The 21,075-nt window shown below is 70.2% G+C and carries 18 protein-coding genes and 1 pseudogene; 12 read left to right on the top strand and 7 right to left on the bottom strand.

Annotated features, from left to right (window positions below; all coding sequences use genetic code 11):
• Positions 1-52 precede the first annotated feature (52 nt).
• The 4 genes from BIV24_RS07835 to BIV24_RS07820 all read left to right on the top strand — a co-directional run bounded on the left by BIV24_RS07835 (position 53) and on the right by BIV24_RS07820 (position 6,472).
• Positions 53-979, top strand: a complete 927-nt coding sequence (locus BIV24_RS07835) for a DUF3027 domain-containing protein (protein ID WP_071365456.1) — start codon at positions 53-55, stop codon at positions 977-979.
• A 134-nt stretch (positions 980-1,113) separates the two neighbouring features.
• Positions 1,114-4,287, top strand: coding sequence for a sacsin N-terminal ATP-binding-like domain-containing protein (locus BIV24_RS07830; protein ID WP_071365455.1), 3,174 nt, complete (start codon positions 1,114-1,116; stop codon positions 4,285-4,287).
• Positions 4,288-4,443: 156 nt separating this feature from the next.
• Positions 4,444-5,364, top strand: a complete 921-nt coding sequence (locus BIV24_RS07825; protein ID WP_071365454.1) for a hypothetical protein — start codon at positions 4,444-4,446, stop codon at positions 5,362-5,364.
• Between the two features lie 190 nt (positions 5,365-5,554).
• Positions 5,555-6,472, top strand: a complete 918-nt coding sequence (locus BIV24_RS07820; protein ID WP_071365453.1) for a hypothetical protein — start codon at positions 5,555-5,557, stop codon at positions 6,470-6,472.
• Positions 6,473-6,509: 37 nt separating this feature from the next.
• On the opposite strand, the gene BIV24_RS07815 is transcribed toward BIV24_RS07820, so the two are convergent.
• Positions 6,510-8,903: an HAD-IC family P-type ATPase gene (locus BIV24_RS07815; protein ID WP_071365452.1), complete on the bottom strand. Its 2,394-nt coding sequence runs from the start codon at positions 8,901-8,903 to the stop codon at positions 6,510-6,512.
• 118 nt (positions 8,904-9,021) lie between these two features.
• Positions 9,022-9,273: a DUF2530 domain-containing protein gene (locus tag BIV24_RS07810; RefSeq protein ID WP_071365451.1), complete on the bottom strand. Its 252-nt coding sequence runs from the start codon at positions 9,271-9,273 to the stop codon at positions 9,022-9,024.
• Positions 9,274-9,520: 247 nt separating this feature from the next.
• Here BIV24_RS07810 and BIV24_RS07805 point away from each other — a divergent pair, with 247 nt between their 5' ends.
• Positions 9,521-10,972: an NCS2 family permease gene (locus BIV24_RS07805; RefSeq protein WP_071365450.1), complete on the top strand. Its 1,452-nt coding sequence runs from the start codon at positions 9,521-9,523 to the stop codon at positions 10,970-10,972.
• A gap of 36 nt (positions 10,973-11,008) precedes the next feature.
• Here BIV24_RS07805 and BIV24_RS34185 read toward each other — a convergent pair.
• Positions 11,009-11,189, bottom strand: a pseudogene (locus tag BIV24_RS34185) (ribbon-helix-helix protein, CopG family).
• Between the two features lie 196 nt (positions 11,190-11,385).
• Here BIV24_RS34185 and BIV24_RS07800 point away from each other — a divergent pair.
• Entirely contained in the window at positions 11,386-11,823 is a 438-nt protein-coding gene (locus tag BIV24_RS07800) for a MarR family winged helix-turn-helix transcriptional regulator (protein ID WP_071365449.1), read from the top strand.
• A gap of 366 nt (positions 11,824-12,189) precedes the next feature.
• Positions 12,190-13,458 carry an MFS transporter gene (locus BIV24_RS07795; protein WP_071365464.1) on the top strand — a complete coding sequence of 423 codons (1,269 nt, stop codon included), beginning with the start codon at positions 12,190-12,192 and terminating at the stop codon, positions 13,456-13,458.
• Positions 13,459-13,516: 58 nt separating this feature from the next.
• Here BIV24_RS07795 and BIV24_RS07790 read toward each other — a convergent pair whose 3' ends face one another.
• Positions 13,517-14,032, bottom strand: a complete 516-nt coding sequence (locus BIV24_RS07790; protein WP_071365448.1) for a GNAT family N-acetyltransferase — start codon at positions 14,030-14,032, stop codon at positions 13,517-13,519.
• Between the two features lie 17 nt (positions 14,033-14,049).
• Between BIV24_RS07790 and thpR the strand changes: the two genes are divergently transcribed.
• A complete protein-coding gene (gene thpR / locus BIV24_RS07785) occupies positions 14,050-14,619 on the top strand; it encodes an RNA 2',3'-cyclic phosphodiesterase (RefSeq protein WP_071365447.1) in 570 nt (189 codons plus the stop codon).
• Positions 14,620-14,841: 222 nt separating this feature from the next.
• Here thpR and BIV24_RS07780 read toward each other — a convergent pair whose 3' ends face one another.
• Positions 14,842-15,834: an aldo/keto reductase gene (locus BIV24_RS07780; RefSeq protein ID WP_079168075.1), complete on the bottom strand. Its 993-nt coding sequence runs from the start codon at positions 15,832-15,834 to the stop codon at positions 14,842-14,844.
• Between BIV24_RS07780 and BIV24_RS07775 the strand changes: the two genes are divergently transcribed.
• From BIV24_RS07775 to BIV24_RS07770, 3 genes are all read left to right on the top strand, one after another.
• Positions 15,736-17,385, top strand: a complete 1,650-nt coding sequence (locus tag BIV24_RS07775) for a recombinase family protein (protein WP_071365446.1) — start codon at positions 15,736-15,738, stop codon at positions 17,383-17,385. The genes BIV24_RS07780 and BIV24_RS07775 overlap by 99 nt on opposite strands.
• 84 nt (positions 17,386-17,469) lie before the next feature.
• Positions 17,470-17,595, top strand: a complete 126-nt coding sequence (locus BIV24_RS31390) for a helix-turn-helix domain-containing protein (protein WP_079168071.1) — start codon at positions 17,470-17,472, stop codon at positions 17,593-17,595.
• 68 nt (positions 17,596-17,663) lie between these two features.
• A complete protein-coding gene (locus BIV24_RS07770; protein WP_071365445.1) occupies positions 17,664-18,653 on the top strand; it encodes an aldo/keto reductase in 990 nt (329 codons plus the stop codon).
• 148 nt (positions 18,654-18,801) lie between these two features.
• On the opposite strand, the gene BIV24_RS07765 is transcribed toward BIV24_RS07770, so the two are convergent.
• On the bottom strand, positions 18,802-19,485 hold the full coding sequence (locus tag BIV24_RS07765) for a GDSL-type esterase/lipase family protein (RefSeq protein WP_071365444.1): 684 nt from the start codon (positions 19,483-19,485) through the stop codon (positions 18,802-18,804).
• A 158-nt stretch (positions 19,486-19,643) separates the two neighbouring features.
• Between BIV24_RS07765 and BIV24_RS07760 the strand changes: the two genes are divergently transcribed.
• Positions 19,644-19,823, top strand: coding sequence for a DUF397 domain-containing protein (locus BIV24_RS07760; protein WP_071365462.1), 180 nt, complete (start codon positions 19,644-19,646; stop codon positions 19,821-19,823).
• 68 nt (positions 19,824-19,891) lie between these two features.
• On the opposite strand, the gene serC is transcribed toward BIV24_RS07760, so the two are convergent.
• Positions 19,892-21,010 carry a phosphoserine transaminase gene (gene serC / locus BIV24_RS07755; RefSeq protein ID WP_071365443.1) on the bottom strand — a complete coding sequence of 373 codons (1,119 nt, stop codon included), beginning with the start codon at positions 21,008-21,010 and terminating at the stop codon, positions 19,892-19,894.
• Between the last annotated feature and the right edge of the window lie 65 nt (positions 21,011-21,075).

The raw sequence follows: 21,075 nt of genomic DNA, 5'->3' as shown, positions 1-21,075 counted from the left end.
CCAGCCGAAGAAAGGCGCACCCGTGAGACGGCGTAGGAGAGAAGCGATACCTGTGAGCGCAGCGACAACGCGAAGCCGCACCCCCGACCGCCTGTGCGCCGAGGCGGTCGACCTCGCCCGCGCTGCCGCCGAGGAGGTCGCCTGGCCCGGCGTCGTCGGCGAGCACGTGGGGATGGTTTCGGAGGGTGACCGTGTTGTCACGCACTTCTTCGCCTGCGAGGAGCTGGGGTACCGGGGCTGGCGCTGGGCGGTGACCGTGGCGCGGGCCTCGCGCGCGAGGGTCGTCACGCTCGACGAGACGGTGCTGCTGCCCGGCTCCGACGCGCTGCTCGCGCCGGAGTGGGTGCCGTGGAGCGAACGGCTGCGCCCCGGCGACCTGGGCCCCGGCGACCTGCTGCCGACGGACGCCGAGGATCTGCGGCTGGAGCCCGGGTTCTCCGGCGAGGACGAGCCGCCGCCGAACTCGGCGGTCATCGCGGAGACGGCGGAACCGGCCGAGGCGGAGGACGCGGAGGCGACCGCAAAGGCCCCGGCGGATCTGCCGGGCGTGCCGTCGCGCGGCTCCGTCACGGCGGTGGCCGAGGAGCTGGGTATGCGCCGCGCCCGGGTCCTGTCCCGTTACGGGCTGCATGTCGCGGCCGACCGCTGGGAGGAGGCGTTCGGCCCGAAGACCCCGATGGCGCAGGCAGCGCCGGCCACCTGCGTCAGCTGCGGCTTCCTCGCGCCGATCGGCGGCTCCCTGGGGCAGGCCTTCGGCGTGTGCGCCAACGAGTTCTCCCCGGCGGACGGCCGCATGGTCTCCCTCGCGTACGGCTGCGGAGCCCACTCGGAGGCCGCGGTCATGCCGAAGACGCCGCGGCCCGCCCCGCCGGTGGTCGACGAGACGAAGGTGGAACCGTTCCCGCTGCGGCCCGCCGCGGACTCGGGTTCGGTCCCGGCGGTGCCGGACGAGTCGTCCGCCGAGCTGGGGCACTCGTAGGGCGCCACAGCCCTGGACGACGAGTCCGCTCGGGCCGACGGGCCGCGCACACTGTCCCGGGGACGGCCACCCCGCCAGGCGGTACCTTCGTCCCGCGGTGAGCGGACGCGCGCCGCGAGAGGGAGAGTGAAAGCGTGAGCAAGTTCGTGCGGCCGGCGGCCGAGGGCGCGGACCCGTTCGGAACGGGCCGTCTGCGGCGCGGGGTGCTGGACGCCTGGTCCACCAGCCCGGCCCGGTTCCGCGAGGACGCCAACGCCGAGGAAGACCTCGTACTCGGCGGGTATCGCGACCGGCTGGTCGTCGAGCTCGCGCAGAACGCCGCCGACGCGGCGGCCCGGGCGAAGGTGCCCGGACGGCTCCGGCTCACTCTCCGCGACGGCGTGCTCGTCGCCGCCAACACCGGCGCGCCCCTCGACGCGGTGGGCGTCGAGTCGCTGTCCACCCTGCGGGCCTCCGCCAAGCGTGACACCCACGAACACGCCGTCGGCCGCTTCGGCGTCGGCTTCGCCGCCGTCCTCGCGGTCAGCGACGAACCCGCCGTCGTCGGCCGGCACGGCGGCGTCCGCTGGTCCCTGGCCGAGGCCCGTGAGCTGGCCACCGAGACCGCCCGGCACAGCCCCGGCCTCGGCGACGAGATCCGCCGCCGCGACGGGCACGTACCGCTGCTGCGGCTGCCGTTCGCCGCCGAGGGCACCGCCCCGGACCCGTACGACACCGCCGTGATCCTCCCGCTGCGCGACACCGCCGCCGAGGACCTCGCCGAGCGGCTCCTCGGCGCGGTCGACGACGCGCTCCTGCTGGCCCTGCCCGGTCTCGAGGAGGTCGTCGTCGAGACCGGCGACCGGGCGCCCCGCACCCTGCGCCGCCGCACCGACGGCGCCGACACCGTCATCGAGGACTCCCGGCTCCGCTCGAGCGGGGGGACCCCCACCGGCACCACCCGCTGGCGGACCGTCTCCCGGCACGGCGCCCTCACCCCGGACCTCCTCGCCGACCGCCCGGTCGAGGAGCGGCTGCGTCCTCACTGGTCCGTCACCTGGGCCGCCCCCGTCGACACCGACGGCACCCCGGCCCGGCCGCGTACCGCGCCGGTCGTGCACGCGCCGACCCCCAGCGACGAGGTGCTCGGTGTGCCCGCCCTGCTGATCGCCTCGTTCCCGCTGGACCCGAGCCGCCGTCACGCCGCTCCCGGCCCGCTCACCGACTTCCTGGTCGAGCGTGCCGCCGACGCGTACACCGAACTCCTCGCCGACTGGCACCCGGTGACACCGGGCGTCATCGACCTGGTCCCGGGCCCGCTGGGCAAGGGCGAACTGGACGGCGCCCTGCGCCGGGCCGTCCTCGACCGGCTGCCGCGCACCGCCTTCCTGCCGCCCGCGAACGAGCCCGGCGACGACTCCGAGTTGCCCGAGGCGCTGCGCCCCCGTGACGCCGAGATCGTCGAGGGAGCCGGTGCCGAGACCGTGCGGGTCCTCGCCGAGGTGCTGCCCAGCCTGCTGCCCGCGGGCCTCGAACGCCGGGTGGAGCTGCGGACGCTGGGTGTTGCCCGGGTGCCGCTGACCGAGGCGGTCGACCGGCTCGCGGGTCTGGAGAAGGAGCCCGACTGGTGGTGGCGGCTGTACGACAGCCTGGCCGGGGTCGACCCCGACCGGCTGTCCGGGCTGCCGGTGCCGCTCGCCGGGGATTCCTCCGAGGCGTTCGGCGCGGGGGGAGCGCGTACGACCATCGGTCCCCGGCAGGTCCTGCTGCCGACCTTCGACGGGCCGCCGGTGGCTCCCGACGCCCTCGTCCGGCTGGGCCTGAAGGTCGCCCACCCGGACGCCGTCCACCCGCTCCTGGAGAAGCTCGGCGCTCTGCCTGCCACTCCGCGCGCCGTACTCACCACCCCGCAGGTGCGGGCCGCCGTCGCCGCCTCCCTGGAGGACGAGGGCCCCGGCTGGGACCAGGAGGGCCTGGACGCAGACGAGTTGGCCGACACCGTGCTCGCCCTCGCCCGCGAGGCGGGCCTCGAACCTGGTGACGAGCCCTGGCTCGGCGCCCTCGCCCTGCCCGACGAGGACGGCGAACTCGCGCCCGCCGGTGAACTCGTCCTGCCCGGCAGCCCGTTCGCGAGCGTCATGCGGGAGGGTGAACTCGCCTTCGTGGACGCCGAACTGGCCGAGCGCTGGGGCGGACAGCCGCTGACCGCCTGCGGCGTGCTCGCCGGCTTCGGTCTCGTCCGCGCCACCGACGTCGTCCTCGACCCGGACGAACTGGAGCCCCGCGACTCGGACTTCGCCGAACCCGACGACATCGGGCTGCTGGACGCCGTCGACGTGTGGTGCGAGGACGTCCTGGACCGGCTGCCCGACACTCCGGTACCGCCGGTGGCCACCGAGATCGTGTCCGTGCGCGACCTCGACCTCGTCGACGACGACCGCTGGCCGCAGGCCCTCGCCCTGCTCTCCCAGCCCCCGCTGCGCGACGCGCTCACCCAGCCCGTGCGGATCCTGCTGCCGGACGGCACCCACGAGGTCGTACGGCCGTACACCGCCTGGTGGTTGCGCGGCCACCCCGTCCTCGGTGGCCGCCGTCCCGCCGGCCTGCGCGCCGCCGGCGGCGACCCGCTGCTGCACGGCCTGTACGAGGAGGCCGACGCCGCCGGGTTCGACGACGAGCAGGTGCTGCGGGCCCTCGGCGTACGGACCTCGGTCGCCGCGCTCCTCGACGAGCCCGGTGGCGCCGCCGAGCTGCTCGAGCGGCTCGGCGACCCGCAACGTCACGTCTCCGCCGCCCAGTTGCACGCCCTCTACAGCGCGCTGGCCGACCTCGACCCGGAGCAGGTGACCCTGCCGGACGAGCTGCGCGCGGTCGTCGACGGCCGGGTGACCGTCGTGGACGCGGCCGATGCCGTGGTCGTCGACTCCCCGGACCTGCTGCCCTTCACCGAGGGCGTTCCGCTGCTGCCGGTCCGCCCCGCGCGGGCCGCCGACCTCGCCGAGCTGTTCCAGGTGCGGCGGCTGAGCGAGTCGGTGACGGGCGAGGTGACCTCCGAGGGAGTCGAGCACGATGTACCGGAGTCGGTACGGGTCCTGCTCGGACCGGTGACCCCGGCGTCGTACACCGAACACGAGGAACTCGTCGTCGACGGTGTGGAGATCGACTGGCGGCTCACGCCGGACGGTGTGCTGCATGCCGCCACCCTGGAGGGCGTCGCGGCGGGGCTCGCCTGGGCGACGGGCCAGTGGCCGCGCCGCTTCGAAGTCGCCGCCCTGCTGGAGGACCCGTCCCGCACGGAGGAACTGGCCCGGGACCGCTGGTTCGACTGAACGTCGGATTCCGCGAAACAACATCCGATAGTCGTACAACTCTTCATTTCCGCGACGGGTCTGTCTCTGTAGAGCCCACGGGTTCTACAGAGACAGACGGGCACGCGGTAGCCGATATGTCGCCTCGCGTGCCCCTTCCGAACTGGGGGAACACCTATGCGTATTCGTGCCACTGTGGCTGCCGTCTCCGGCGCCCTGGCCCTTTCCGCCTTCGCCGTCCCGGCCGCGCAGGCCGACGGTCACGCGTCCTTCCGCGCGGACGTCGCCAAGGTCCGCGAGGCCGCCTCGGCCGCGCACGGCAAGACCGCGTTCGGCGCTTCCGCCGCGACCCCCGGCGTGCCGTACCAGCTGAACGTCACCTTCTCCAACCTCAAGATCGGCAAGGCGTACAAGGTCGGCACGACCAACCGCGTGATGATCCCGGTGTCGTACACCCTGACGCACGGCGCGGACGTCGACACCGCCGCTTCCGACTTCCTCAGCGGCCCGTACATCTACAAGGGCTCCTTCGACGACCCGAGCAATGCGATCATCAGCGACGACCCCGCCACCTGCGCCGCCACCTCGGCGACCACCGCCACCTGCAAGGGCAACATCGGCCTCTACCCGGCCCGCGGCGAGCTGGTCAATGCGGACGCAGGCTCCTGGAAGGCCGGCGCCCTCGCCGTCCAGTGGAACGGCCAACTGGACAAGGACACCCCGGACATGTCCAAGGTCGGCTTCGCCGACAAGGGCGGCCTCGGCTCCACGCTCATCCAGCGCTACTCCCGGCTGACCGTGGACGCGTCGCCGGAGCCGGTGAAGAAGGGCGGGACCCTCACGGTGACGGGCAAGCTGACCCGCGCCAACTGGGAGACCCGGAAGTACGCGGGCTACGGCCTCCAGTCGGTGCAGCTGCAGTTCTGCAAGAAGGGCAGCCACACCTACACCACGCTCAAGACCATCAAGAGCGGCAGCACCGGAAACCTGAAGACCACGGTCAAGGCGACCGGGAGCGGCTACTACCGCTACGTCTTCGCAGGCGCCTCGACCACCCCGGCGGTCGCGTCCACGGCTGACTACGTCGCCGTCAAGTGAGGTGACGTAGTCGTCCTGCGGTTCCCGTGCCCGCCCGGGCGCGGGAACCCGCACCTAAGGCGAAAAGATCAGCGCTCCGTGCAACCACTCCCCCGCATTCACAGTCTCATCACATGAGTCAACAGACTCCGCAGACACTTCGGGCCCATGTGAAGTCGACCGTGGGCCCCTCCAGCGTGGGGGAACACCTATGCGTATTCGTGCCACTGTGGCTGCCGTCTCCGGCGCCCTGGCCCTTTCCGCCTTCGCCGTCCCGGCCGCGCAGGCCGACGGTCACGCGTCCTTCCGCGCGGACGTCGCCAAGGTCCGCGAGGCCGCCTCGGCCGCGCACGGCAAGACCGCGTTCAGCGCCGCCGCCGACCCCGGCACGCCGTACGACCTGAACGTCACCTTCTCCAACCTCAAGATAGGCAAGGCCTACAAGGTCGGCACGACCAACAACGTGGCGATCCCGGTCTCGTACACCCTGACGCACGGTGCTGACGTCAACATCAAGGCGTCCGACTTCGAAACCGAGGCGTACCTCTACAAGGGCTCCTTCGACAACCCGAGCAACATCCTCTTCAGCGACAAGGGCGCCACCTGCACCGCCACCTCGTCGACCGTGGCCACCTGCAAGGGCAACGTCGACGTTCACCCGGCCTACCACGAACTGGACAACGCGGAAGCGGGCACCTGGAGGGCCGGCGCCCTCGCCCTCGCCTGGAACGGCGAGCAGACCAAGAGCGCACCGGACTTCTCCAAGGTCGGCTTCGCCGACAAGGGCGGCCTCGGCTCCACGCTCATCCAGCGCAACTCCCAGCTGACGGTCGACGCGGCTCCCGAGCCGGTGAAGAAGGGCGGCACCCTCACGGTGACGGGCAAGCTGACCCGCGCCAACTGGGAGACCCGGAAGTACGCGGGCTACGGCCTCCAGTCGGTGCAGCTGCAGTTCTGCAAGAAGGGCAGCCACACCTACACCACGCTCAAGACCATCAAGACCAGCAGCACCGGAAACCTGAAGACCACGGTCAAGGCGACCGGGAGCGGCTACTACCGCTACGTCTTCGCGGGCACCTCGACCACCCCAGCGGTCAAGGCCGCGGCTGACTACGTCGTCGTGAAGTAACCGCGCGAAGCACCCCCCCGGAGGGGGGTGCTTTCCCTCAGGCGGGGAAGCGGCGGTCGACCCACTTCCACAGGAACTCCAGGACGGCCGCCGCCACCGCCGCGATGCCCACCGCGACCCACGGGATCGTCACCCCGACCAGCTTCAGTGCGAAGAAGTTCTGCAGCGACGGCACGGCCAGGACGAACAGGAACGCCACGCCCATCGCGGTCACCAGCCCGACCCGCCACCAGGTGTAGGGCCGGGCGATGATCGCCAGCACCCACAACGAGATCAGGAACAGGGTGAGGGTGGCCGCGCTGGTCTGCGCCTCCAGTGCACCCGGGCCCGAGTAGTGGCGGCGGGCGATCAGATACGTGACGAAGGTGGCGGCCCCCGCCACGACCCCGCCCGGGATCGAGTACCGCATCACCCGCCGTACGAAGTGGGGTTTCGCGCGTTCCTTGTTGGGGGCCAGCGCCAGGAAGAAGGCCGGGACGCCGATCGTCAGGGTCGACAGCAGCGTCAGGTGCCGGGGCAGGAACGGGTACTCCACCTGCGAGACCACGACCAGGAGCGCCAGCAGCACCGAGTACACGGTCTTCACCAGGAAGAGCGTGGCGACCCGGGTGATGTTCCCGATCACCCGCCGACCCTCGCCGACCACCGACGGCAGCGTCGCGAAGCTGTTGTCGAGCAGCACGATCTGGGCCACCGCGCGGGTCGCCTCCGAGCCCGAACCCATCGAGACACCGATGTCGGCGTCCTTGAGGGCGAGCACGTCGTTCACGCCGTCGCCGGTCATCGCGACCGTGTGCCCGCGTGACTGCAGCGCGCCCACCATGTCCCGCTTCTGCTGGGGGGTGACCCGCCCGAACACGGTGCCCTTGTCCAGCGACTTCGCCATCTCCGCCTGATTGGAGGGCAACCGGCGGGCGTCCAGGACCTCGCCGGACAGGCCCAGCTTCCCGGCCACCGCGCCCACCGACACCGCGTTGTCGCCGGAGATCACCTTGGCGCGCACGTTCTGCTCGGCGAAGTAGCGCAGCGTGTCGGCGGCGTCCGGGCGCAGCCGCTGTTCCAGGACGACGAGGGCGGTGGGCCGGGCGCCGTCCTTGACCTTGGAGTCGTCCAGGTCGCGGGTGGCGCGGGCCAGCAGCAGCACGCGCAGCCCCTGCTCGTTGAGCCGCCCGGTTTCGGCCAGGGCCGGGTCGTCGGGTCCCAGCAGGACGTCCGGGGCGCCGAGCAGCCAGGTACTGGACTCGCCGTCGCCCTCGCTGAAGGAGGCGCCGCTGTACTTCCGGGCGGAGGAGAAGGGCAGCGCCTCGGTGCAGCGCCAGTCCTCGCTGTCCGGGTAGGCGTCGATGATCGCCTGGAGGGAGGCGTTGGGACGCGGGTCCGATTCGCCGAGCGCGCCGAGGACCTTGCGTACGTACGTCTCGTCGGCGCCCTGCAGCGTCCGCAGCTCGCTGACGTCCATGCCGCCCTCGGTGAGCGTGCCCGTCTTGTCCAGGCAGACGGTGTCGACGCGGGCGAGCCCCTCGATGGCGGGCAGCTCCTGGACGAGGACCTGCCGGCGGCCCAGCCGTATGACGCCGATGGCGAAGGCCACGGAGGTCAGCAGGACGAGTCCCTCGGGGACCATCGGCACGATGCCGCCGACCGTCCGGGCGACCGAGTCCTTGAAGCCGTGCTGCTTGGCCACCAGCTGGCTGATGACCAGGCCCAGCGCGGTCGGGATCATCATCCACGTCACGTACTTGAGGATCGTGGAGATACCGGTGCGCAGCTCGGAGTCGACGAGGGTGAAGCGGCTCGCCTCCTCGGCCAACTGGGCTGCGTACGCCTGTCGGCCCACCTTGGTGGCCCGGAACGCCCCGCCGCCGGCGACCACGAAGCTGCCCGACATGACGGGGTCGCCGGCCTGTTTGACGACGGGGTCGGCCTCACCGGTCAGCAGCGACTCGTCGATCTCCAGTCCGTCGGCCTCGACGCACACGCCGTCGACCACGACCTTGTCGCCGGGGCCGATCTCGATGATGTCGTCCAGCACGATCTCGGACGTACCGATCTCGGCGGCCACCCCGTCCCGGCGCACCATCGGCCGCACCTCGCCGATCACCGCGAGCGAGTCCAGGGTCTTCTTGGCGCGCCACTCCTGGATGATGCCGATCCCGGTGTTGGCGATGATCACGTACCCGAACAGGCTGTCCTGGAACGGCGCCACGAACAGCATGATCAGCCAGAGCGCACCGATGATCGCGTTGAAGCGGGTGAAGACGTTCGCCCGGACGATCTCGCCAAGGGACCGGCTGCTGCGGACGGGTACGTCATTGATCTGGCCACGCGCAACCCGCTCGGCCACCTCGGCTGCGGACAGTCCCCGCGTCGGCTCCGGCACGGGGGCGGGGTGCACGGGATCGAGCTCGGCGCCCGCGTCGATGTGCTTCATGCATTCGACGGTACGTGGCGATATGGGCCTTCACCCGTCGAGGGTCCCAAAGATCCGACCAGGGAAGGAGCAGGTCTCGTGCGGTGGTGGTACGCGGGAGCGCGAGCGTCGGCTGTGTCTACTGCGCGGCGGCGGCCCGCTTGATCGCGGCGTCGCGCCTGCGCACGTACCAGATGCCGATGCAGCCGAGGCCGGCGCCCGCCAGGCAGGTCCACAGCCACCAGGCGTGTCCGTGGGTGTCGAACCAGCCGTAGAACGGGAGCTGGACCAGGAAGAGGACGAACCAGAGGATCGTGCCGCCGGTGATGGTGGCGACCACGGGGCCCTCAAGGGGCTCCGGCGCCTCGTGCTTGGGGGTCCACTTCGTCATGCGGCCAGCTTACGAGGAGGGCGCAGCTGCGAGGAGCCGACCCCGGACGACCCGTGCGTGCCAAGGGTCTACGCGCGGAGATAGCGATCTCGGCCTCATATGTTCATACTGAAACCGTTTGAGTCTGGCCACCTTTGTTCGTACGAAACCACCAAGAGAGGCATGGGGGACCTCGTCCGGTGTAGTCGACGGTGAGATTCGATCGCGTTTTGAAGGTCCCCTGAAGATCCCCCGATTGAGGTCTCGCATGCCCACCTCGGCCCCCGCCAAGGTCCCCGCCCAGGATCAGCCGGGCACCCCGTCCCCGTCCGGTGCCTTCGACCGCTTCTTCAAGATCTCCGAGCGGGGCAGCACCCTGTCCCGCGAGATCCGGGGCGGCTTCGCCACCTTCTTCGCGATGGCCTACATCATCGTGCTGAACCCGATCATCCTCGGCAGCGCGAAGGACATGTACGGGCATCAGCTCGACCACGGTCAGCTGGTCACGGCGACCGTCGTGACGGCCGCCTTCACCACGCTGCTCATGGGTGTGATCGGCAACGTCCCGATCGCCCTCGCGGCCGGCCTCGGCGTGAACACGGTCGTCGCTCTCCAGCTTGCTCCGCGCATGTCCTGGCCGGACGCGATGGGCATGGTCGTCCTTGCCGGTTTCGTGGTGATGCTGCTGGTCGCCACCGGCCTGCGTGAGCGCGTGATGAACGCCGTGCCGCTCGGGCTGCGCAAGGGCATCTCGATCGGTATCGGCCTGTTCATCATGCTGATCGGTCTCGTGGACTCCGGCTTCGTCAGCCGCATCCCGGACGTCGCGCACACCACGGTTCCGCTCCAGCTCGGCGGCGACGGCCACCTCGTCGGCTGGCCGGTCCTGATCTTCGTTCTCGGTGTACTGCTGACCTTCGGGCTGATCGTCCGCAAGGTGCCGGGCGCGATCCTGATCTCCATCGTCGGGATGACCGTCCTCGCGCTGATCATCAACTCGGTCGCCAAGATCCCGTCCTGGGGCCTGACCGTCCCGAAGTGGCCGGGCAACCCGGTCGCCACCCCCGACTTCGGCCTGCTCGGCAAGGTCAGCCTGTTCGGCGGTTTCGACAAGGTCGGCGTGCTGACCGGGATCCTCTTCGTCTTCACGGTCCTGCTGTCGTGCTTCTTCGACGCGATGGGCACGATCATGGGCGTCAGTGACGAGGCCAAGCTGACCAACGCCCAGGGCGAGATGCCCGGTATGAACAAGGTCCTGTTCGTGGACGGCGTCGCGGTCGCGCTGGGCGGTGCCAGCTCCTCCTCGGCCACCACCTGCTTCGTGGAGTCCACGGCGGGCGTCGGCGAGGGTGCGCGTACCGGCTTCGCGAACATCGTCACGGGCGCCCTGTTCACGGTGGCGCTCTTCCTCACCCCGGTCGCCACCATGGTCCCGTCCCAGGCGGCCACCCCGGCGCTGGTGGCGGTCGGCTTCCTGATCCTGTCCAACTCCATCAAGGAGATCGACTGGGCGGACCACACGATCGCGATCCCGGCCTTCGTGACGATGCTGATGATGCCGTTCACCTACTCGATCACCAATGGCATCGGCATGGGCTTCATCACCTTCGTGGTGCTGCGCCTGGCGGCGGGACGGGGCCGTGAGGTCCCGGTCGCGATGTATGCGGTGTCGGCGGTCTTCGCCTTCTACTACCTGATGCCGGCCCTGGGTCTGACCTGATCCCCAGGGGGTGCCCGCCCGGCCCGTGCCGCGGTGTCAGGTGACCCCGTAGAACTTCTCTCTCCTCGACGGCGGCCTGGAACCGCTCGTCGAAGTCATCCCGAATGAGCGTCCGGACGGCATAGTCCTGGACGCTCATTCCTCTTTTGGCGGCATGGAGCCGGAGGCGGTCGAGCAGCTCCCGGTCCAGTCGCACGCTGAGCACGCTGGTCCCCATGGGTACGAGGGTTGCCAGACCCGGGCGGGCGGCACGTCGCGATCCGGCACTGGATCACTCATTCGGGTGCGGCGCGTGGCTCGGGAGTTTCGCTCGCGAGACATGGGCGCGGGCCCGGAGCGAAGTGGCGGGAGTCACCCGCGGAACCGCCCGGCAAAGTGGTCCTTAGAGAAAGTAATGAGTTATGCTAAAGAGCATGGCTGACCTCACCCATGGCGACGACGCTGCCGCCGTGAACGCCCTGCACTCCGCCGTGATGCGCCTGGCGCGCCGTATCAAGCACCAGCGGGTCGACGAGTCGCTGAGCCCGACCGAGATGTCGGTGCTCGGCACCCTGTCCCGCTGCGGCTCCGCCACGCCGGGCGAGCTCGCCCGCAAGGAGCACGTCCAGCCGCCGTCGATGACCCGCATCGTGGCGCTGCTGGAGAGCAAGGGGCTGGTCCGCCTGGAGTCACACCCCGACGACCGGCGCCAGAAGGTGGTCACGCAGACCGAGCAGGCCGAGGCGATGCTCGAGGAGAGCCGTCGCAAGCGGAACGCATGGCTGGCCGCGCTGGTCGAGGGTCTGGACGAGGACGAGTGGGCGAAGCTCCGCGCCGCCGCCCCCGTGCTCGAGAAGCTCGCGCATCTGTGACGGGGGCGCAGCCGTGGCAGAGGCGCACCCGGTCCGGGTACCGCGGCCACGGATGCGCCCCGGTGACAGGCGCGCACCGCGAGGGAGCGGGCCCGCGCCGGATGCGTACTGCCACGGGGCGCGGCCGTGGCGGACGCTCGCTGTGACAGACGCGGCCCCCACCCGCATACCTACGAAGCCGTCATCGCAAGGAGGCGAATTTCTTTGAGTACGGGATCCGGAGCAGCTTCCGCCCCCGCACCAGCCACCCACAACTCCCTGTCCGCCCACAAGACCTCCGCGGCTGTCCGCGGCCCCGAATCCGCCGCACCCGAAACCGCCGCATCCGCCGAGCCCGTCGTGCGGACCGAGCCCCGCAAGTCCTCGATGTTCAGCTCGCTGCGCATCCGGAACTACCGGCTCTTCTTCATCGGCCAGGTCGTCTCCAACACTGGCACCTGGATGCAGCGCATAGCCCAGGACTGGCTGGTGCTGAGCCTGACCGGCTCCTCCACCGCCGTCGGTGTCACCACGGCGCTGCAGTTCCTTCCGATGCTGCTCTTCGGCCTGTACGGCGGTGTGCTCGTCGACCGTCTTCCCAAGCGCCCGGCCCTGCTGGTCACGCAGTCGGCGATGGGCGCCACGGGTCTGGTCCTCGCCTTCCTGACCCTCTCCGGTCACGTCCAGGTCTGGCACGTCTATGTGGCCGCCTTCGCCGTCGGACTCGCCACGGTCGTCGACAACCCGGCCCGCCAGTCCTTCGTCTCCGAGATGGTCGGTCCCGGTCAGCTGCAGAACGCGGTCAGCCTGAACTCGGCGAACTTCCAGTCCGCCCGCCTGGTCGGTCCCGCGGTGGCGGGCCTCCTGATCACCGGCGTCGGCACGGGCTGGGCGTTCCTGCTCAACGGGCTGTCCTTCCTTGCCCCCATCGTCGGCCTGATGCTGATGCGCGCCCGCGAGCTGCACGTCGTGGAGCGCGCACCGCGCGGCAAGGGCCAGCTCCGCGAGGGCCTGCGGTATGTCGCCGGGCGCCCGGAGCTGATCTGGCCGATCGTCCTGGTCGGCTTCATCGGCACGTTCGGCTTCAACTTCCCCGTGTGGCTGTCGGCGTACGCGGAGGACGTCTTCCACGCGGGAGCCGGCGCGTACAGCCTCTTCAACACGCTGATGGCGGTCGGCTCGGTGGCCGGCGCACTGCTCGCCGCTCGCCGTGGCACGGCCCGGCTGCGCGTGCTGATCGTGGCGGCGGTCGCCTTCGGCGTGCTGGAGATCGTGGCGGCCGCGGCCCCGGAGCTGTGGCTGTTCTCGCTGCTGATGATCCCGATCGGGGTCTTCGGCCTGACGGTGAACGTCACCGCGAACACCGCCGTCCAGATGGGCACGGATCCGGCGATGCGCGGCCGGGTCATGGCCCTGTTCATGATGGTCTTCGTGGGCGGTACGCCGCTGGGGGCGCCCCTGGTCGGCTGGGCCACGGACGCGTACGGCGCCCGGGTCGGCTTCGCCCTGGGCGGTCTGATCTCGGCCGCCGCGGCCGTGACCATCGGCCTGATCCTGGCCCGGTCCGGCGGCCTCCGCCTGGCGGTGGGCTGGCACCAGGGGCATCCGCGGGTGCGGTTCGTCCCGCGGGAGCGGCCTGTGGCCGTGCCGGTGTGACCGGAGGGGCTGATAGCGGCCGAGGGGGCGCCGTGGGTGGCCGCCCCCTCGCGCGGTGTCACACGCGGCGCGCCAGCACCTGCCCCGGCCACCGGTCCTCGCCGTAGGTGAAGGCCTCCGTCCGGGTGAAGCCGCTGCGCTCGTAGTAGGCGACGAGCTTGCCGTCGTCGCCCGCGTAGCAGTCCACGCGCAGCAGCGAGAAGCCCGCGCGCCGGGTCTCCTCGGCGGCGTGGGCGAGCAGTGCGCTGCCGACTCCGCGGCCCGTGAAGCGGTGGTCGGCGGCGAGCAGATGGATGTAGCGCTCGGGTTCGTCCAAGGGGGCGATGTAGTCGCCGGGACCCTCGGAGAGGGTGAGCGTGCCCGCGGGGAAGCCGTCGATCTCCGCGATCCAGGGGTCGCCCGCCTTCACAAGCCGGTGCACCACCTCCGCGGCCCGTGGCCGCTGAGACCAGTGCTGGGTCCCCCACTGCCGGGTGCGCCCCTGTGAGACCAGCCAGTCGACCGCGCCGTCGAGCAGGCCGAGAATGACGGGAATGTCCTCTGTGCTCCCTTTGCGTATTCGCGTGATCTCCATGCGGTCATGATGGGGTCATGAGACTCTTCGCCGCGGTGGTTCCCCCCAGTTCCGCTCTCAGTGAACTGGAGCCGGTGGTGCGCGGGCTGGAGGGGCTGCCCGGGGCGGAGAGGCTGCGCTGGACGGGGCGGCCGGGCTGGCACTTCACGCTCGCCTTCTACGGCGAGGTGGCCGAGGACGTCGTCCCCGACCTGTCGGAGCGGCTGGCGCGGGCGGCCCGGCGCACCGAGTCGTTTCGCCTGGCCCTGTACGGCGGCGGGCGTTTCGGGGGCCGGACGCTGTGGGTGGGTGCGACCGGGGACGTGGGCGTGATGCGGCTGCTCGCCGACCGCGTGGAGTCCGCGGCGCGGAAGGCGGGCGTGGAGATGGAGGAGCACCGCCCCTACCGTCCGCATCTGACCCTGGCCCGCAGCCGGCGTCTCGCGGACTTCCGGCCGTATGTCGCTGCGCTGGCGGCGTTCGCCGGGGGCGAGTGGACGGTCGGTGAGCTGTGCCTGATCCGCAGCCGGCTGCCGGGGTCGGGGGTGCCGGGGGAGCAGCCCCGGTACGAGACGGTGGAGCGATGGGGGCTCGGCGCGGGCGGATGACAAGGGCCGGTTAGTCTCGATGTGTGGACCCGAAGACCCGTAACCGGATCATGGCCGGTGTGCTTGTGCTGATGTTCGTGGTGGTGGCGCTGTCGGCGGCCGTCGGAAAGTAGCGAGCCGCACTGCCGGGCGAAGACCGCTCGGTCGTCCCGGAGACTCTGGAGCCCCGGCCGACGACCGAGCGGCGACACCGCTCCTAAGGCGGCGCACACCCCTGGCCGGCTACCAGGCGAAGGCCTCCGGCGAGGGGCCCGGTCCCGGGAAGATCTCTTCGAGGGAGGCCAGGACCTCCTCCGAAAGCTCCAACTCGACCGCGCGGAGCGCCGACTCCAGTTGCTCCGCGGTGCGCGGGCCGACGATGGGGCCGGTGACGCCGGGGCGGGTCAGCAGCCAGGCGAGGGCGGTCTCGCCGGGGTGGAGCCGGTGCTTGTCGAGCAGGTCTTCGTAGGCCTGGATCTGTGTGCGGAAGGCGGGGTCGGTGAGCGCCTCGGCGGCCCGCCCGGACGTCCGGCGCGCGCCCTCGACCTCCTTCTTGATGACCCCGCCCAGCAGCCCACCGTGCAAGGGCGACCAAGGGATCACGCCGAGCCCGTAGTCGCGCGCGGCCGGGATGACCTCCATCTCGGCACGGCGCTCGGCCAGGTTGTAGAGGCACTGCTCGCTGACGAGCCCGTAGGAGCCGCGCCTGGCGGCGGTCTCATTGGCCTGGGCGATCTTGTACCCGGGGAAGTTGCTGGAGCCCGCGTAGAGGATCTTCCCCTGCTGCACCAGTACGTCGATGGCCTGCCAGATCTCCTCGAAGGGAGTGCTCCGGTCGATGTGGTGGAACTGGTACAGGTCGATGTGGTCGGTCCGCAGCCGCTTGAGACTGGCGTCGACCGCCCGTCGGATGTTGACCGCGGAGAGCTTGTCGTGGTTGGGCCAGGCGTCGCCGTGCGGGGCCATGTTGGCGTACACCTTGGTGGCGAGCACGACCTTGTCGCGCCGGTCGCCACCCTTGGCGAACCAGTTGCCGATGTTGCTCTCGGTACGGCCCTTGTTCTCGTCCCAGCCGTACACGTTGGCGGTATCCAACCTTGTGCGCGATGCGTTACACAGGGGAGAGGGAGAACGAGCATGGCGAGAGTTCTGGGTGTGGTCCGTCTGTCGAGGGTGTCGGACGAGACCACATCGCCGGAGCGTCAGCGTCGGTCCATCCAGCGATGGGCCGATCAGGAGGGGCACGTCGTCGTGGGGTGGGTCGAGGACATCGACGTGTCCGGCGGGGTCGAGCCGTGGAAGCGTCCGGAGTTCGGCAAGTGGCTTCCCTCGACCGTCGGGAAGGAGGTCAGTGCGATCGAGCACCGGATCGCGGTGGAGGAGTCGCGCGCCGACGAGTACGACATCATCTGCGTGCTGAAGATCGACCGTCTCTCGCGGCGCGTGCTCCACGTGCACACCCTCCTGGAGTGGTGCGAGAAGAACGGCAAGGAGGTCGCGACCGTCGAGGACGGGATCAACCTCAACACGCAGATGGGGAAGCTCCTCCTCAGCCTGATCGCGTCCTTCGCGGAAGGGGAGCTCGAAGCCATCAAGGCGCGGGCCAAGTCCTCGTACAACCACCTCGTGAAGGAGGGGCGCTGGCGCGGCGGCCGCACTCCGTACGGCTACCGGGAGGAGAAACAGGAGACCGGCGACGGATGGAAGCTCGTCCCGGACGACTACGGGACCGACACTGCCGGCACGCTCCGTGAGATCGTCCGCCGTCTCCTCACAGGCGAGTCGGCGAACAGCATCGCGCAGTGGCTCAACGAGGACGTGTCGAAGACCCCGACGTCACTCGACGCCCAGATGATCCGTAGCGGCAAGACCCCGAAGGGCAGCCGCTGGACCGCCGCGAACACGGCCAAGGTCGTACGTTCCCGCTGCATCCTGGGGCAGATGGAGGTGTCCGAGGAGGTGATGGTCGACGGGAAGAAGACGACACGACGCCGGGTCGTCCGGGACGCGGACGGTCAGCCCCTTCAGCGCGCGGAGCCTCTGATCACGCACGAGGAGTGGGAGCTGGCCAACAAGAAGCTGGACGAGAACACCAGCAAGCGCAACGGCAACCGCAAGGGTGGGTCGCCCTTGCTCCGGGTCGCGTTCTGCACATGTGGGGAGCCGGCGTATCTCGGCCCTGGCCGTAACTGGCCCTACTACCGCTGCGCCTCCCGTACCACGCACAAGCCGTGTCCGACCGGAAGCAAGGGCATCGCGGCGCACACGCTGGAGGACGCCGTGGGAAAGGCGTTCCTCCTCGCTGCCGGGGACGTCGAGATCGTCCGGAAGGTCTTCCGGCCGGGCGTGGACTACACGCGCGACATTGAGGAAGTGAACCGCGCCCTGTCGGACCTGAGAGAGGACCGCGAGGCGGGCCTCTACTCCAGTGAGCTGGGCAAGCAGGAGTACCGGGAGGCGTACAAGCGGTTGGACGCGCGACGCGAACAGCTCATCGCGCAGCCCACGCGCCCGGACACCTGGGAGGAGATCCCGACAGGAGAGACCTACCGGGAACGGTGGAGCACGTTGTCGACCCAGCACGAAAAGGGCAAGGAGCTTCGCGCCGCAGGGGTCAAGGCCGTCATCCACGCCGAGCCGCTCCGGGGGATGACCGTCGCGCAACTCATGTCCGCCGAAGGCCATGACGGGATGTGGCAGCACCCCGTCGGACGGGTTCAGGTTCTGATCCCGATGGACTTCAAGCAGCGTGTACGCAACATGGCGGCGGTCCGCAGCAAAGACTGACGAGGGGTGAGAGAGAGTGAGGTGGCCCTGCGCCGGGGCCCTCTCGGCCTTTGTAAGCTGCCTGCCAGGTCGTCGCCCGCTGTCATGAACGACGACATAGTCACGGTCGCCCGCGCCAGACGGGCCAAGGGCGAGAGCGTCAACGCCATCGCCAGGGCCCAGGGCGTCTCACGCGCCACGCTGTACCGGCACATCGGCGAGGGCGCCTGAGGCAGGCGTACCCGCCGCCCGCCGGACGTCTTGCGCGGAGTGGACTCGAAGGGGTTCGCTTGGCGTCCATGGAATACACGCAGCTGGGACGTACCGGACTCAAGGTCAGTCGCATCGTGCTCGGCACGATGAACTTCGGGCCTCAGACGGATGAAGCCACCAGCCACACCATCATGGATGCGGCGCTCGATGCGGGGCTGAATTTCGTTGACACTGCAAATGTGTACGGGTGGGGCGAGAACAAGGGGCGCACCGAGGAGATCGTCGGTACCTGGTTCGCCAAGGGCGGCGGGCGTCGTGACAAGGCGGTCCTGGCCACCAAGGTCTACGGGAACATGGGCGCCGACGGACCGGCCTGGCCCAACCATGACCGGCTCAGCGCCGTGAACATCCGCCGCGCCGTGGACGCTTCCCTCAAGCGGCTCCAGACCGACTACATCGACGTCTACCAGTTCCATCACATCGACCGGTCGACGCCGTTCGAGGAGATATGGCAGGCGATCGACGTCCTGATCCAACAAGGGAAGATCCTGTACGCCGGTTCCTCGAACTTCCCCGGTTACAAGATCGCCCAGGCAAACGAGATCGCGAAGACACACGGCCGGGTCGGGCTCGTCAGCGAGCAGTGCCTGTACAACCTCGCCGAGCGCCGCGCCGAGATGGAGGTCATCCCTGCCGCGCAGGACTACGGCCTCGGCGTCATCCCGTGGTCGCCGCTGCACGGCGGGCTGCTCGGCGGAGTCCTCAAGAAGGAGGCCACGGAGGGGCGCCGGGCGAGTGGACGGGCCGCCGACGCCCTCAAGGACGCCCGCACGCGCGAGCAGATCCAGGCGTACGAGAACCTGCTCGACAAGCACGGCATCGAACCGGGCGAGGCCGCCCTGGCCTGGCTGCTCACCCGTCCCGGCGTGACAGGACCGATCGTCGGCCCGCGCACGCAGGAGCAGCTTGACTCGGCGCTGCGCGCCCTCGACCTGGACCTGGGCGCGGAGCTTCTTGCGGCTCTCGACGAGATCTTCCCGGGGCCGGGACCGTCCCCCGAAGCTTTCGCATGGTGAAGTAACAAATCTGCATGTGGACCGCTGCCTCCTGCTCTGCGTGCAGGGCGAGTTGGGGGTGGCGGTCGGCGCTCTCCGTGGTGCCGCACGCGAGTGTGGCCGCGCAGTACAACGATACGCACGGTGACCAGGTCACGCCGGAGATCGGTCAGCTTGTTCCGGCCGCGTACGGCTGTCCGAATCCCCATGCCTGGTGCATCGCCTCCGCGTACGCCGCCGCGATCTTGTGTTCGCCGCTCGCGTTCGGGTGTGTGCCGTCGTAGGTGTCGCGGTGGATGTCGTACGACGGCGGGGGCGAGGCCAGCAGCAGCGGGGAGCGGGGCTCGTCGAGGTCGGCGACGGTCTTTGCGAGGAGGTCGTTGAAGAGCGCCACCTGCGCCGCGAACAGCTCGTCCGCCTCGGCCCGGATGTTCGGGATCACCGGCAGCACCACCATGTGGATGCGCGGATCGGCCGACCTCGCCTGTGTCACGAACGCCCGTACGTTCTCCGCCGTCTGCTCCGCGTTCGTGTAGAAGCCCAGGTCGATCAGACCCAGCGAGACCAGCAGCACGTCCGCCCGCGACTTCCGCACGGCCTCGGCGATCAGCGGCGCCATGTGCATCCAGCCCTCGCCCCAGCCCGCCAGATGGGCGCGCGGGAAGTCCGGCTCGGCGTAGGCGTACGACGTCGGCGCGTCCGCCACCTTGTCGTACAGCGTGTCGCGCGGGCCGACGAGGGTGAACGGGCCGTCGTGCGCCTGGCACAGGTGCCGCCACAGTCGGTAGCGCCAGGTGTGTTCACCCGCGCTGCCGATCGTCATGGAGTCACCTACGGGCATGAACCTGAGCATCCGCTCATGATGGACGATCGCGCGTGCGCGTGGAGCGTGGGGTCGGCCACGCGCGCCCGGGCGGGGGCTCAGAGGGGAGGACGGTGCCGGCGGGCGGCGTCGACGGGGGTGGTGTACCGGCTGGTTCAGCGCGGGCGTCCTGGCCGGTTACGCACATCGTGACCGAGGATGTAAGCCACTTGTGGAAGTCCTCGTGCTCGGGGCAGGAGAACGCCTGTGCCGAGGTCGCCGACACGGCTCCCGGTGGCCGAGCCGTCCGCGACAGCAAGCAGCGGCACGGCCCTCTCCTCACCGTCTCCCGCGAGAGTGGGCAGGCCTTTCTCCGCCAGTTCGCGTAGGCATCGCACGCAACAGCGAAGGGCGCCCGGTGAGCACCGGGCGCCCTTCGTCGTCGTGGTCGAAACGACTACAGCTTCTCGATCACGTAGTCGATGCACTTCGTCAGCGCCTCGACGTCCGCCGGGTCGATCGCCGGGAACATCGCGATGCGCAGCTGGTTGCGGCCGAGCTTGCGGTACGGCTCGGTGTCGACGATGCCGTTGGTGCGCAGGGCCTTGGCGACGGCGGCGGCGTCGATCTCGTCGGCGAAGTCGATCGTGCCGATGACCTGGGAGCGCTTGGCCGGGTCGGCAACGAACGGGGTGGCGTACTTGGACTCCTCCGCCCAGGTGTACAGGCGGGTCGAGGAGTCCTTGGTGCGGGCCGTGGACCAGGCGAGGCCGCCCTGGCCGTTCAGCCACTCCAGCTGCTCGTTGAGGAGGAACAGGGTGGCCAGGGCCGGGGTGTTGTACGTCTGGTTCTTGCGGGAGTTGTCGATCGCCGTCGGCAGGCTGAAGAACTCCGGGATGTGCCGGCCGGAGGCGTGGACGCGCTCGGCGCGCTCGATGGCGGCGGGGGAGAACACGCCGATCCACAGGCCGCCGTCGGAGGCGAAGGACTTCTGCGGGGCGAAGTAGTAGACGTCCGTCTCGGCGATGTCGACCGGGAGGCCGCCGGCGCCCGAGGTGGCGTCCACCAGGACCAGGGAGCCCTCGTCGGCGCCGGGCACCCGCTTGATGGGCATGGCCACGCCCGTCGACGTCTCGTTGTGCGTGAAGGCGTAGACGTCGACGCCCGCCTCGGCCGCGGCCTCGGGGTGCGTGCCGGGGTCGCTGGCGATGACCGTGGGCTCGGCCAGCCATGGGGCGAGCTTCGCGGCCTTGGCGAACTTGGAGGAGAACTCGCCGAAGGTGAGGTGCTGCGACTTGTTCTCGATCAGGCCGTGGGTCGCAATGTCCCAGAACGCGGTGGAACCGCCGTTGCCGAGGACGACCTCGTAGCCGTCGGGGAGCTGGAAGAGCTCGCGGATACCCTCGCGCACCTTGCCGACCAGGTTCTTGACCGGGGCCTGGCGGTGGGACGTGCCGAGCAGGGAGCTACCGGTGGCGGCGAGGGCGTTCAGCGCCTCCGTCCGCACCTTGGAGGGACCCGCGCCGAAACGACCATCCGCGGGCTTGATGTCAGCAGGAATCTGGATATCAGCCACGAGCCGGAGCGTATCCCCTCGGCGAAACCGGCCGGGATCTTGTCCGTCGGATGAGACGACGCGCG

It is taken from the genome of Streptomyces colonosanans (assembly GCF_001866645.1).
In the GTDB taxonomy this organism is placed as follows: Bacteria; Actinomycetota; Actinomycetes; order Streptomycetales; family Streptomycetaceae; genus Streptomyces; species Streptomyces colonosanans.
This window is presented reverse-complemented; position numbering and strand designations above follow the sequence as displayed.